Source organism: Streptomyces sp. NPDC111520, assembly GCF_055635295.1.
In genome coordinates this window covers 100825-113651 of the sequence record NZ_JBVKBW010000009.1, presented here as the reverse complement: position 1 = coordinate 113651, position 12827 = coordinate 100825, and the positions used below count along the sequence as shown (strand labels likewise).

The 12827-nt window shown below is 69.0% G+C and carries 8 protein-coding genes and 3 pseudogenes; 5 read left to right on the top strand and 6 right to left on the bottom strand.

Features of this window, described 5'->3' with window-relative positions; all coding sequences use genetic code 11:
- Nucleotides 1-60: 60 nt before the first annotated feature.
- Nucleotides 61-1519: pseudogene (locus ACZ7MY_RS22415) on the bottom strand (TIGR02677 family protein).
- 296 nt (nt 1520-1815) lie between these two features.
- Between ACZ7MY_RS22415 and ACZ7MY_RS22410 the strand changes: the two are divergent.
- Nucleotides 1816-2370, top strand: coding sequence for a hypothetical protein (locus ACZ7MY_RS22410; RefSeq protein WP_499604021.1), 555 nt, complete (start codon nt 1816-1818; stop codon nt 2368-2370).
- Nucleotides 2371-2872: 502 nt separating this feature from the next.
- The gene (locus tag ACZ7MY_RS22405; RefSeq protein ID WP_499604020.1) at nt 2873-5092 is read left to right on the top strand and encodes a carbohydrate-binding protein; all 2220 of its coding nucleotides are present in this window, start codon (nt 2873-2875) and stop codon (nt 5090-5092) included.
- Nucleotides 5093-5343: 251 nt separating this feature from the next.
- On the opposite strand, the gene ACZ7MY_RS22400 is transcribed toward ACZ7MY_RS22405, so the two are convergent.
- Complete coding sequence (locus tag ACZ7MY_RS22400; RefSeq protein ID WP_499604495.1) at nt 5344-5670, bottom strand: hypothetical protein; 327 nt, start codon at nt 5668-5670, stop codon at nt 5344-5346.
- A gap of 696 nt (nt 5671-6366) precedes the next feature.
- Between ACZ7MY_RS22400 and ACZ7MY_RS22395 the strand changes: the two genes are divergently transcribed.
- Nucleotides 6367-6660, top strand: coding sequence for a hypothetical protein (locus ACZ7MY_RS22395; protein ID WP_499604493.1), 294 nt, complete (start codon nt 6367-6369; stop codon nt 6658-6660).
- A gap of 132 nt (nt 6661-6792) precedes the next feature.
- Here the strand turns inward: ACZ7MY_RS22395 and ACZ7MY_RS22390 are convergent.
- Nucleotides 6793-7240: pseudogene (locus tag ACZ7MY_RS22390) on the bottom strand (transposase family protein); the annotation flags it as partial.
- Between the two features lie 842 nt (nt 7241-8082).
- Between ACZ7MY_RS22390 and ACZ7MY_RS22385 the strand changes: the two are divergent.
- Together ACZ7MY_RS22385 and ACZ7MY_RS22380 are read left to right on the top strand one after the other, a co-directional pair.
- Nucleotides 8083-8328: pseudogene (locus ACZ7MY_RS22385) on the top strand (IS110 family transposase); the annotation flags it as partial.
- Nucleotides 8329-8414: 86 nt separating this feature from the next.
- Entirely contained in the window at nt 8415-8696 is a 282-nt protein-coding gene (locus ACZ7MY_RS22380; protein ID WP_499604019.1) for a hypothetical protein, read from the top strand.
- Between the two features lie 124 nt (nt 8697-8820).
- Here the strand turns inward: ACZ7MY_RS22380 and ACZ7MY_RS22375 are convergent, their stop codons facing one another.
- From ACZ7MY_RS22375 to ACZ7MY_RS22365, 3 genes are all read right to left on the bottom strand, one after another.
- Nucleotides 8821-9993: a hypothetical protein gene (locus ACZ7MY_RS22375; protein ID WP_499604017.1), complete on the bottom strand. Its 1173-nt coding sequence runs from the start codon at nt 9991-9993 to the stop codon at nt 8821-8823.
- 215 nt (nt 9994-10208) lie between these two features.
- Nucleotides 10209-11522 (bottom strand): hypothetical protein, encoded by a 1314-nt coding sequence (locus ACZ7MY_RS22370; protein ID WP_499604014.1) that lies wholly within the window; start codon nt 11520-11522, stop codon nt 10209-10211.
- A gap of 750 nt (nt 11523-12272) precedes the next feature.
- Nucleotides 12273-12743 carry a hypothetical protein gene (locus ACZ7MY_RS22365; RefSeq protein ID WP_499604012.1) on the bottom strand — a complete coding sequence of 157 codons (471 nt, stop codon included), beginning with the start codon at nt 12741-12743 and terminating at the stop codon, nt 12273-12275.
- Nucleotides 12744-12827 lie beyond the last annotated feature (84 nt).

Sequence of the window (12827 nt, the reverse complement as noted above, 5' to 3'; positions counted from 1 at the left end):
GGGCGGCCTTGCGGAGTTCGGCGGCGCGCTGCCCGTAAAGGACCTCCGCGAGAGGGGTGCTCACAGCGCCTCCTGGGTGAGGTCGACGATGTGGATCAGGTGGTCGGGACCGCGGAACACCCCGCCGGGGGTGCGGATCTCGGCGGTCGTGCCGTCGCCGAGGGCGCTGAGGCGGATCTCCATCGAGCCGTCGTTGCTGGTCGCGGTGGTGCGGGTCATGCCGGGCCGCCAGGTGGCGAGGGCGTCGCCGAGCAGTTGGAGGAAGAGGCCGAAGGCGAGTGGGTCGAGTTCGCCGAGCGCGGAGAGCCGGGTGGTGCCGTTGGTGGTGAGCCGGGCGCGGGCCGCGGCGGTCTCGGCGGTCTGCTTGGCCGCGATCTCCGCCAGGCGGCGCCGGGCCTGCGTACGGTCCTCGACCTTGCGGGGCTTGCCGCGCCGCTCGTAGCTGCCGGTGCGGCGCAGTTGGGGGCTGACCGCAGGGGCTCGGCCTCGGCCCAGGGGTGGCGGCGGGCAGCGGCCGGGCGGTGCGGGCGGCGAGGGTGTCCGCGTCGACGGTGAGGTGGCGGGCGGGGTAGAGGCCGAAGGCGGAGCGCCACAGCCGGTGCCGGGCGTCGTCGTCGGGGGCCTCGGCGAACCAGCGGGCGAGGGTGCGGAAGTCGGCGGAGCGGTCGGATCGTCCGGCGCGCCGTTCGTTCAGTGCGCGGACGACGGCCAGCAGCTGGGGAATCGCCCCGAGTGCCCGCCCGCGCAGCAGCCGGGCCTGCGAGTCGCGTCCGTCGCGGCTGATGAACCACGCCCCGAGCCCGCTCCACCGCGCCTGCCAGCGCTCGTACGCCTCGCGCTGGGCGCTCTCGGCGGCATCCGGGGAGGCGTCGGCGGCCTCGCGGGCGGCGGCGGTGACCAGGAGTGCGTCGATGCGGTCCTCGAGTTCGAGGATGAGCTGGGCGATGCGGCCGCCGAGCGTGATCAGGTCCTGGATGAACCGCTCGAGGTACTGGATGAGCTGGTCCTTGTAGGCGAGGAAGGCCTCTTGTGAGACGTCGTGGAGGTCGATGGTGCGCTGCAGTGAGCCCATGAAGGCGCGGGCGTTGTCGGCGAGGGCGGCGAACCGGCTGGCGAGCCCGTCCAGCGCGAGGTGGGTCTTGGCGGGGTCGGGCGTGTCCTCGGCGGCGAGCACGAGCAGGGCCCGCAGCTGGGTGACGATGTCGTGCAGGGCCACGGCCTGCAGTGAGCCGCGCCGCCCGAGCGCCTGGTCGTACGCGGCCAGGGCCTCTTCCGCGGCTTCGCCGGCCTGGGTGAGCTGGTACACGTAGCGCTTGCGGTAGAAGTCCTCGACCGCGGTGACCCGGGCGGTGTCGGGATCGGCCCGCAGATTGCCCCACGCCGGCTGGCTCAGGCTGTGCAGCGCCTTCGCCACGGTCTCCGCCTCGGCGGGCCGCACGGCGACGGGCAGCGCCGCGTGCACGTCCTCGGGGCGGAGGTGGACCGCGTACCGCTCCTTGGCCTGCAGGAACACCCGCATGATCTCCCGGTAGAGGGCGGCGGTGGGGGTGCTGAGGTGCGCGAAGGGGCCGTAGGCGGGGGCTGGGTGTGGCTGGGGCGGCGGCGAATGGGTCATCGCAGGTCATTGTGGCCGACGAACCTCGGGGAGTGCACACGTTGATCGGGATTGATCAACGTGGGACCGGCGCGGCCCGTGCGGAGCGTCGGTAAGCGCGGGCCCTGCCGCCGTTGCCGCTCGAAGGGCGGCGGCAGTCCGGTCCTCGGAATGGGGTCGGAACCCTGGCCGAAGGGCCGGCCGCTTGCCATGATCCGGTCATGAGCGACAGTGAGGACGCCGTCTACGAAGCACGCCACGGATTCGACCGCCGCACCTCGGGGGTCCTGGCCCTGGCGGTGCTGTTCAGCGCGGTGCTGCTGATGCCCGGGACCGGCACTCCCCTGGTCCTGCGCATCGCCGGCACGGTCCTGTTCTCGGGAGGAGGTCTGGTGATGGCCGCGGGCGCTCTGACGCGCAAAGTGGCGTTCCGCGTCGACGGAACGGGCGTACTTCTCGGTGGATCCCCCCTCCGCTACCGGGCCACCACCGTCCACATCCCGTGGGAGGACATCACGGAGGTGGTCCTGTGGCGGCAGCGCGTGCCGAACGCCTCGATTCCGTGGGTGGGCGTCTACCGCCGGGAGGGCGCACCGCCGCTGCCCGGACCCGGTCAGGGTTCCACCGCCCGGGCCGTGGGCGGAGCGCTGGTGCCTGTGCCGTTCGAGGTCCTGCAGTCGTCCCGTGCGGTCAGCGGCTGGCGGCTTGACAGGCAGCGCCTCGCCAACGCTGTCGCGCACTTCGCGCCGGGCCTGCGGATCGTCGACGGCCATTGAGGCAGGGATCGATCTTGCAGGGGGTTCGACGGCGACGGGGTCGTCGCCGGTGGATCCTTCCGGCGCACGCGCGTGGGTCTTGGCCAGGCGGGACCGTCGTCCAGATCGCGCACTTGGACCCGGATGACGTCGTCACTGCCGTCGCCCAAGGGCACTTCCACGATGCGCACAGGGCGTTCGGTCATGGCGGTCCTCCTTCGCTCCGGGGCGGCGTGCGGCGATCTTAGTCGCCACAAAGGGACTTGCAGCAGGGCGAGTTGACGGTACGTGGGATGCGTGCGGCGGCCGGGCGGGGACAGCCTGCGGACCCCGATATCCCGCCGAGGAGGCACGGCGGAACTTTCTTCACGCCTTTCTTCACGCCTTTTTTCATGTCTTGACAGAACGCGGACAAGGCTGTTTCGATCTGCTCGCGTCCCGAGGAGGGAGAGGGGGCGGATCCGTCCGAGGGATCGGGACCATGTACGACCACCCGCGCATCCCACCAGAAAGGAAGGACACCGTGAGACGTTCCCTCATCGGGGCAGCCGCAGCTCTCACCTTGGTCGTTCTCGCCGGCACGGAGTCAGCGGCCCCGGCCGCCGTACCGCACCACCACGGCTCGTCGGTGGTGGGCACCTACTCCACGGGGGCCGGCCACGCGTGGCAGCCGGCGCCGGCCGTGAGCCCGGACGCCCCCGCCGACACGACCGTCGTCGTCGACCCGAGCAGCCCGCGTCAGAAGTACTCGGGCATCGGGTTCTCCCTGGACGAGACGAGCGTGTCCAACCTCTGGAAGCTCACCCCCGCCAAGCGCGCGGAGGCCGTCCGGCTGCTCGTCGACCCGAAGACCGGGGCGGGCCTGAACCGGTTCCGCCTCACGATCGGCAGCCCCGACCTCATCGAGCACCTGCCCTTCTGGTCGGAGGACGACCTTCCCGCCGGCGTGACCGACGACTTCCAGCTGAAGCACTTCTCCATCCAGCGCGACATCGACCTGCACATCGTCGACACGATCAAGCTGATCCAGCGCTACAACCCGAAGGCCACGTTCTTCGCGTCCGCGTGGAGCGCTCCGGCGTGGATGAAGACCAACAACCGGTTCACGGGCGAGGTCGCGCTCAAGCCCGGAAGCACGACGGAGTACTACCAGGTCGGCAAGCTCCGGGACGACTGCATCGACGTCTTCGCCCGCTACTACGTCAAGTTCGTCCAGGCGTACGCACGGCACGGTATCCGCGTCGACGCGCTGACCCTGCTGAACGAGCCCGGCATGGACGTGGTCTACCCGGCGATGGACATCGATGTCGCGCAGCAGCAGAAGCTCGCCCTCGCGATCAAGAAGGCCCTGCACCAGGCCGACCTCAACACCGGGCTGTACGTGCACGACTTCAACTTCTGGGACTGGCGTGACCCGAACAGCACGGCGACGAAGAACTACCACCGCATCTTCGATGATGCGCCGGACGGCTCCGTGACCGGCCGGCAGGTTCTGAACGCGACGGACGCCGTGGCCTTCCACCCCTACTGGGGCGACCCGAAGGTCATGCGCGACGCGTTCGAGCAGACGGGCAAGCCGGTCCACATGACCGAGACCAGCGACCTATCCGCGGCAACGATCCTGAACTACTTCCGCCTCGACGCGAGCTCCTACGTGCTGTGGGCGCAGGCCACCGACCAGGACGGCGGCACACTGCACTGGACGCCGGCACGGGACAACAACGTCGACTGGGACGAGGTCGCCGCGACCACCAAGTGGCCCGACCGCCTGGTCAAGGTGAACACCGCGACCAGGGACTTCACGGTCCGCGACGAGCTCTACTCCATGGGGCAGTTCGCGAAGTACCTGACGCCCGGCGACGTCCGGCTCGAGTCAAGTGCCACGGCGGACGGTGTGAGCAACGTCGTGTACCGGCACGGCGCGGACAGGTTCGTCGCGGTCCTCGGCAACGCCAACAGCATGGACACCTCGGTGCGGGTCGTGCTCGCCGGCAGGTCGTTCGTGGTGAAGGTCCCGGCGAACTCTTACGCCACGTACCGCTGGCAGCAGCGCATCCCACGGGACACGCACAACAGAGCGCCCATGGTGGCTGCGGTGCCCGACGTGGTGGGGGACCAGTACGGCACGACGCAGGTCCCAATCAAGGCGACCGACCGCGACGGCGACCGGCTCGCGTTCTACGCGACGGACCTCCCGGACGGCGTCACCGTCGATGCCGCCACGGGGGTGGTGACACTCAAGCCGACGGTGGCCGGCGAGCAAGACGTGACGGTGGTCGTCACCGATGGCACGGCCCACGCGCAGGTGACCCTGCACGTGACGGTGCGCCCGCACAGCGCACCGGTCGGGGTGCGGGTGGAGGCGGAGTCGTACGCGGCCCAGCACGGCTGGACGGCGGGCGGAGCCAACTTCATCGAGGCCAACCCCGCAGCGAGCGGCGGCGCGAACGTGGGGTGGACGGCGGCCGGCAACTGGCTCGACTACGCCGTCGACGTCCCGAAGCCCGGGACGTACAACCTGGAGCTGCGCGTGGCCACGGGAGCGGGTGCGGCGGTCCCGGACGCACTGTCCTTCCGTGACGCGAGCGGCACGACGCTGGCCACGGCGTCCGTCCCGAACACGGGCGGCTGGGCCACCTACCAGTCCGTGCACGTACCGGTCCCGCTGGCCGCGGGCGACCAGGTGGTCAGGCTCTTCTGCGAGACCGGCGGCTTCAACATCGACTACCTGCAGTTGTCGTAGCGCTCCCGGCCACGTAGCGCCGGTGGGAGCGTGGCTACACCTGACAGTTGAGGAAAGGCCCAGGTCGGGGGATGGATTCCCGACCTGGGTCTTGTGCCGTCCAGAGCAGTACAGCCGTCCGTATCCGTCCGCAGCGTCCTCGTCGTCCTTCGCGGTCAGCCGGTTACGGCGCTGGGGGCTGCTCGGCCTTCCCGTTCACCGCGTCTGGCGGTGCGGTGAACGGGCCGACCTGCCCGGGCTGGTACTCGCCATCAGGCCATGCAGCGGGCGAACGCCTGCACAGTGCCTGAGGTCTTCGCCTCGTTCTGGAAAGTGATCTGCCACTGCGTGGCGCTCATCGCACGGTTGTCCGTCACGTCGATGCTGGCGGAGGACACCTTCCAGCCACCGCTGATGGCACTCGTGCCCGCAGGGCAGTTGACAGTGACGGTCTTGCTTTGGTTGGCCTCGATCGACCCCACCGGACTGTTCACGGTGTCGGGGGAAGCGGCGGTCACTTCCACAGCCAGCGCAGGGGACGCCAGGCTGAGAGCCAGCGCGGGGGCGGCGGCCAGGGCGAGGAGCTTGGTGCGGATCATGGTTCGACCTCCCTTGAGTGGCTCGCGCATTCGGACGAACCGAACGCACGAGCCCAGACTGGGCGAGGCGGAAGGGACCCGCCATTCGATACACCCATCGGAGTGACGGAATGCGTGCCATTGTTTATTGATCATGGTCGAGTGGGCTTGACGACCGCCGTAGGCCCTGCACATCGGCGCAGGCCGCGAAGCCCGCGGCTTCGGGGCAACGACCCCGGGGTGGGGATCGAAGGGGCCGTCCATGAGGACCCGCGGTTCGACCTCCTGGCGCCCCTCGTGCCGTACAGGATCCACTCGGAGGGATGGAGCCGAGACGTCGCGGCGTACAGCGCCGGACCTACGGTACGAAGTAACCTCAAGGTCGCCAGGGTGGCCGTTGGCTGTGTTCGCTGCGGTTCGCCCAGTTCGAAGGAGGAGCACTGGCGGGCGCTGGATCACGCGTGAGACGGCGTGTACGCAGGGGTGCGCTGCCCGAAATGCGGCTGGGAAGTGGGTGGCGAGATCCCGTGGTCGACGAGCCTTACTGTCAGTCGCCGGAGGGTCACGTTCAGCGCCGAGCCGCTCCCCGATGACGAGGCATTCGCCGTCGACCAGCTCCAGGACGTCGGGGCAGTTGTTGGATGCGGTCGACCCGCGCTCGGTGGGCGTCGATCCGATACGGCACAGGGGACTCCTTGCAGTGACAGGATCGGTGCTATGGGCACCGAGACGGATTGGGTGTACCGGGTCTTCGAGCCGCACGGCTCGGAGGGATGGCGCCCTTATGGCAGGGATTCCGAGCGGTGGCGGGGCACGATCACCGCCGATGACTCGAGCGAGGGCCCCCACTACGCCGTCGCCCTCGTCGTCGCCGACCTGATGACCGAGTGGAAGGTGCGCGGCCTTTCCAGGGCGAGGCACGTGCGCGTCCTCCTCTGGCGTGAGGAGGAGGGCGACCAGGCGGACGCGGACATCATCATGGAGGTCCGGCCGGACATTCACGCCGAGTAACCGGCGTGCCGGATTCACGGCGTCCGGACCGATCAAGGTCCATGGCGAACCTGCCCCCGGGGCCGCGTCAGCGCGGACAGGTCGACCGGCTGGTTCTTGAGGGACATCGCGAGGTCGGAGGGGGAAGGCATCGCCGGCGCCCAGGTAGGCCAGATCTGTCGAGGCGGGTATGCCGAGGCGGACGCAGGTGGTCACGATGCGATGGGTGCGGGCCGCGATCAGATCGTGGGTGCGCCGGGCAGAGCGCGAGAGATCCACACGATCTCCCCTTACGGGTCGGTGATGACCTGGAGATTCACGGCGTGGCGGCGGTGCGTGCCGGAGTAGTCAGCGCGGCCGTCACCGGCCCGGTCGCACTCGGCGAGGGTGCCGTCCACCAGCACATACTCCGCACGGCTGCGGGGAGGGCATGGCCCAGGCCGGGAGCACGGCGGGCACGGAAACTGGTGACGGATCGGACGTAGGCGTGGGCGGTGCCGACGCCGATCCGGAAGCCGGCAGCGATCTGCGCGATGGTTGCGTGCTTGCGCAGGTACACCATCACGACCAGGGCCCGCCGTGAGGGCCGGAGCCTGCAGCGGTGCCGCAAGGCGAGCCGGGTGTCGCAGTCGAAGGTGATCGCGTGGAGCTTCCTGCAGGATTTACCGAAAATCTATTGACACCCCACATAAGTGGTGCATCGTGGTTTATAGGCCATAACACCGAAAGAGTTGCAAAGTCGATGAGGACGTCCAGTCGGCGGAGTGACTTGGACAGGATGTGGTTCAGGCCCCCGGCAAGCCGGCGCGATACCGAGGCGACAGTGACGACTGAAGCTTCAGGACACGCGCAGATCTACCGGGGACTGTTTTGCCCTCGGAGCCTTCGCACGGGCCGAGCGCCAGTGCGAAGGCTCTGGCACGTCCACTCTCCCAGCGGAATCGAAGAGCAGCAGACGTAGCCCGTTCCTGCAGGCGAGACCTGTTTCATTGGAAGTCTGCCTACTCGATCAAGGCGCTCCCGCCACGCACAGCGCGGCGGCGCGCGGCGCGACGCCTCGGGCCGACGCTCCTCATGGGGACGTAAGCGTTGGGGATGGCCGACCCACGGTGAGCCGTATCCGCTCCTGAGGCACCGACCTCTTAAGACAAGGCCGAGCCCGTGTGTCGGTCGTGCCCGGCATTCGCCGGAGACGCGTGGCCTGGCGGGGCCCGGGCCACGCTCCAGCCTTCGTCCCGCTCGCCCGGCCCCTCCGGGCCACGCCGCCAGGAACGTCGAAGTCGTTAGCGTCGTGAACCAGGCCGCTGGGAGGGATCACCTCTCACCGCATCGGGAACCACAGGGTTCCCCCGCAGACCGAGGGCCCCACCGGTCGCCGGGGATCGCGAACGGCTGATCGGATGACGGGCCGCATGAGCCCTTCCATGAGGGAGCCGTGGATCCCTGCAAGGCGGAACCCCGATAGTCAAACTCCGCATCAACGACAACGCCGCCGGCCTGACCCAGCTATTGGATCTGCTGGCCGACCACGGCGACACCCCCGAGTTCCCGATCCCGGTGGCCATCGAGACCTTCCACGGACTGCTGGTCACCTGCCTGTGCACAACCGGCCGACCCGTCTACGCCATCAACCCGCTCACCGCCGCCCGCTACCGCGGCCGATACGCCCTGACCCGAAAGAAGTCCGACCACCTTACGAAGGCAATCGACATGCCGTCCCGGTCGGCACGGGCTGCCGCGTCAGTGGTCGCTGATTCCTTTGCGCGGAGTGACCTGTGACGCCGGAGGAGCGGGCCCGAGTAGCCCGGACCCTGCAACGCCGCTGGGCCTGCCCCAGGGCAACGCCGCTCGATGTCCCGCATGCGTCCGGGTGTTGGCGCGGCGGTGGCCTGGCCGACAGCGTCGAGCTGACCCTCGCCCTCGCCCTCGCCCTCGCCCTCGCCCTCGCCCTCGCCCTCGCCCTCGCCCTCGCCCTCGCCCTCGAGAGGCTCGACGCGGCGCGCCTGAAGGACGTCGCCCCGGCGTACTCAATCAGAAACGCACCCTCTGACGGATGAACCCTCCCCCACGGCCCGGCGCCGGACACCCGCGTCGTCCACGGCCCGACACCGAGCAACCTGCAGCTCGGCACGTGAAGGCGAGCCTCGTGCCGGGCGATCACCCTTGCACCAGATGGGCCGGTCAGGAACTGGGGATGCCCATGCCGTCGAAGCGCTGCATGAGGGAGGGCTTACCGCGGTGCGCGGCCCGCAGCTCCCCGGCCCGCAGGTCAAAGTCGGCGGTGCCACCGGTGCGGGCCTCCAAGGTACGCAGGTCTCCCAGGATCACGACGGCGGCGTCGTAGGCGCCGGCCTTCTTCTGGGCGATCAGGTCGTCGATCTCACGCCACGCCTGTTCGGTGTTCAGGGCGAGCTTGTCGAAGCGCGCCTCCTGTGCCTCGGCGGCGGCGCGTGCGCGGGCCTGCTCGGCAGGGGTCCGGGCGTCCTGCTCTTGCTGCCTGCGGCCGGTGCGACGGCGGTAGGCCGCGTCGAGCAGGTCGGCCGCGGTGCGCCGGCCGGCTTCGTCACGTGGACCGGGGACGGTGGCGGCCGCTCGGTAGCGGGCCATGAGTCGGGGCCCCGGGGACGCCGTGCCCAGCGCGGCCTCGACCAGCAGGGCGTCCTTGTCGGCGGCGGGGAGCCCTGCAATGAATGCCGCCAGCGCTTTGTGGTCCACCGTGTCCGCGGTGGCGGGCCGGCTGCCCTCGGCGGCGGCAGCCAGCAGATCCGCGTCGACCCCCAGGAAGTCCACCAGAGCCCGCTGCGCGCCGGTGAGCGAGGCCAGTCCCGCGGGGACGAGCGGTTCGACCTCGCGGGCGTAGTTCTCCTCGTCGTCCTCCGCGAGCTCCCAGGCGGTGAGCCCGGCAAGCCATGCCAGGTACAGCGGCCGCAGGTCTCCCGCTGCGAGTTCGGCGCGCAGGCCCACGAATGCGGAGAGCGTGTAGGACGTCTCGAATTCCCACTCGCCGCCGTCCTCCGAGGAGACGGAGAAGTCCAGCAGCGTGTGCCCGGACCGGGTCCAGACACTGAGCGCATCGTCCATCGCGTACTTGGTGGCCTCCTTGGCCGTGAGCGACCCTGCGGGCAGGCGCAGGAGGAGGCGGCGGCTTCCCCAGTTCGCGTAGTACAGATGAGCGTCGTAGAGCTCCTCGACCAGTTTCGTCGGATCGCCCTTGAAGTCGCCCCAGTGGTACTCGTTGACGAAACGCGTCGCGGTGATGTCGGCGCGAGTGGACAGCGCCCGTACCTGCCTGACGTCGTCCTCGTCCAACGGCCGGTCAAGCGCGAGGAACTCGTAGTACTGATACTCGCTCACGACCCTGCAGCCTACCGACCGCACTTACAGGGTTCGGGTCAACCACGAAGCCAGTCAAGCAGCCCCCTTCGGCGGTCACGTTCCCGCGGACGACGCCGCTGACGGCATTTTTGCCTAACGAGATCACTAGGCCCATCGGAGGTGGGGCTCCGGAAGGGCGCAGGGGCCCATGGGTGTTCGGGCAACCCCACACCCCTCACCGAGTGAGTGAGCGCCTACGCCACTGCGGCCAGCGCAGGGAACACGACCACCGAGCCGTCCTTGTCGCGGGCAATCTCAATCGCCACGTCTGTCGCGCGGCTGTGGACCATGACGCCGTCGCCAAGCTTGCGAATCCGGCTTGCCGTGCGCATCAGGCGATCGACTTCACCGGTCGTCAGGACGGGCCGGAAACCGTTCGTACGCGCCAACTCCAACGCCGACAGGCGCTCCAGGACACCGGCGATGCTCGACTCCAGTTGGTCGAGGCGCTGATGGTCGGCCTTGATTGCGCGGGCGAAGTTCTCGAACAGGTTGCCGGGGTCGCTCTGGGCGTGATCGACGGCCTGCAGAACGATGACCCGACGTTTGAGCGCGATGGCCAAGTCAGCGAGTTCCAGGTGGGTGCGGAATATGCCACCGTCGTCGTCAACGCCGGGGAACGACTTGGTCACGGTGTCGATTTCGACGGCCTTACCGTCGGGCAGTTCGTCAAGTGTGTTCTTCCACTTGGTGAGGCGCCGGTCGGTGGCGGCCAGCGCCTTGCCGATGGCATGCACTGCCGAGTCCAGTCCCAGCGAGACACCGAGTTTGCCCTGGTCGAGCAGGATCGCGGTGGCCTTGTCGATGGCATCGCGGCAGCCGTCGAGTTCGCTGCGCTCGTCATCGAGCTTCTGGTCGTACAGCTGCTCGAGCAGTTCCGTGATGCGTGCGATGGCCTGCTGGCGCTGGTGGTCGGCGTGCGCGCTCACCCCCACCGCTACGGTCATGAGCACGAGCGGCGCGGCTACGGTCAGTGCCGCGCTGCCAGCGGCCGCGACGCCGGCTGTTGCACCGGCTCCACCGACTGCGCCTGCTGCTACCGCTTTACCGACAGGCACGAAGGTCGCGTTGGCGGCGATGCCCGTTGAGTTCATGAGCGCACCGTGGATGCCACCGGCGGCCGCCTTCGACGGCATCGAGCGAATGATGCCCTGACCGAACTGTGCGGCAACCTTCGCCGGAACCACCATGCGATACAGGCCGTCGCCAGCAGCGGTCGCCGTCGCCGCCGCAGAGGAACTCTTCGCTGATTGCGTGATGAGCTGCGACAGGTGCTGTGCCAAGGGACTGGCGGCGTCGAGCGGTATGCCTCGGCTACGGTCGAGCTTGTCGGGCAGCGGATGCACCTCAAGTGTGGCGATCGGCTTGTCGGCCAGGGCGGCCAGCACACCGCGCAGTTCGGCCAGGCGCTCACCGGTCATCGGCCCGTCTGCGCCCAGTGCGGGTACCCGGACGTCACCGGTCGCCAGCGTCCAGACCGGAACGATCGCCTCGCGGTCGTCAGTCATCGTCTCCCCCTTGTTTCCAGCACCAGCCTGCGGCTGATGTTCGACAAAAACACCATGAACCTTGTGTATTCAACTACGGGCACCGTCCACCGGTGAACTGACCATCGGGCAACGGACGGGGGCCCCTCAGGCGATCTGGGTCGTCCAAATCGGGCACACCGCGAAGCGAGGGAAACCCAGAAACCGACGAGCAGGCCCTCGCCCGCCTGCCCACAGCGCGTGGACCTGCGGCCTTACGTCAGGACGGCAACCACACGAGATGAGCGGCCCCAACGGCGAGCGGCCGTCCTGAGCACCGCCAGCTCGAGCGGGCGGCGGTGATCAGGCGGCTTGAGGCATACGGGCCGCTTTCGCCGATCACGCCCCTCTCCTTTGCCTGCAATCTGCCGGTGTCGTCGAGACCCGGGCCCCCACTCGACCGACACGTGCGCGGCGAGCTGACCGGAGGCATGGCAGGGCAGACGGCTTATCAGCCTGTCGTGGGCGACCACGCGGCCGTCCTGGTCGACCTCGATGGAGCTGCGGCACTTCAAACATGTGCGGATGGGCCTTCCGCCGCCCACAGGCACCCCCCTTGATTCCGCTGATCTCACTGAACCCCCTGCAACAACAGGTGATCTGTGTGGGGTCGGCTCGACTGGTAGGGCAACGCGCTCACCTGCCCAGCAGGCCGGCGCCGCGCACCGTCAGTCGAGGGGCACCGCGCTACCGTCCAAGTGAACGCCGCGTGCCGACTGTAAAGCGGGGCCCTCAGTTCGTCTCCGCCACGTCCGTGACCTTGCCGATGATCCTGACGCCGGAACCCGCGGTGGACAGCGACGAGGGGTAGTACTCCATCGACGTTCCGTCGGTCAAACTGATCGTTTCGATGACCGGCCCGCTCTCGTCACCGTTGACCTGGTAGGTGATCTCGTACGTCTTGTCCGGGTCGATGGGCAAGATGCCCTCGTAGGCCAGGTCCGGTTCGACGGTCACGTTGCACCCGGCCGAGCCGAAGCAGTGCTTCCGCTTGACCTTGATCTTCATCGTGAAGTCGGAGGGCCGGGGGTCGGCGTACACCGGCGCCTCTGTGGTCGGGGTCGACGTCGGCTCCGATGAGGTCGTTGCCGCCGGGGCGGACGGTGACGGTGACGGGGCAGAGACCTGTGGAGCGGCGGTGCAGGCAGTACCGAGGGGGATGACTATCAGGGCCATGGTGGCGAGCAGCCTACGAGTGGTCACGTGCGATCCTCTCTAGGTGCGCGGCGTATGCCGGCGTCTGTTTAGGCAGTGCGGGTTTCCGATGTAGCTCTGACTCGATCCGTG

Coding starts and splice junctions, on each gene's coding strand:
- ACZ7MY_RS22410 (WP_499604021.1), top strand. CDS start 1,816: ATGAGCGACAGTGAGGACGCCGTCTACGAAGCACGCCACGGATTCGAC.
- ACZ7MY_RS22400 (WP_499604495.1), bottom strand. CDS start 5,670: ATGATCCGCACCAAGCTCCTCGCCCTGGCCGCCGCCCCCGCGCTGGCT.
- ACZ7MY_RS22395 (WP_499604493.1), top strand. CDS start 6,367: ATGGGCACCGAGACGGATTGGGTGTACCGGGTCTTCGAGCCGCACGGC.
- ACZ7MY_RS22370 (WP_499604014.1), bottom strand. CDS start 11,522: ATGACTGACGACCGCGAGGCGATCGTTCCGGTCTGGACGCTGGCGACC.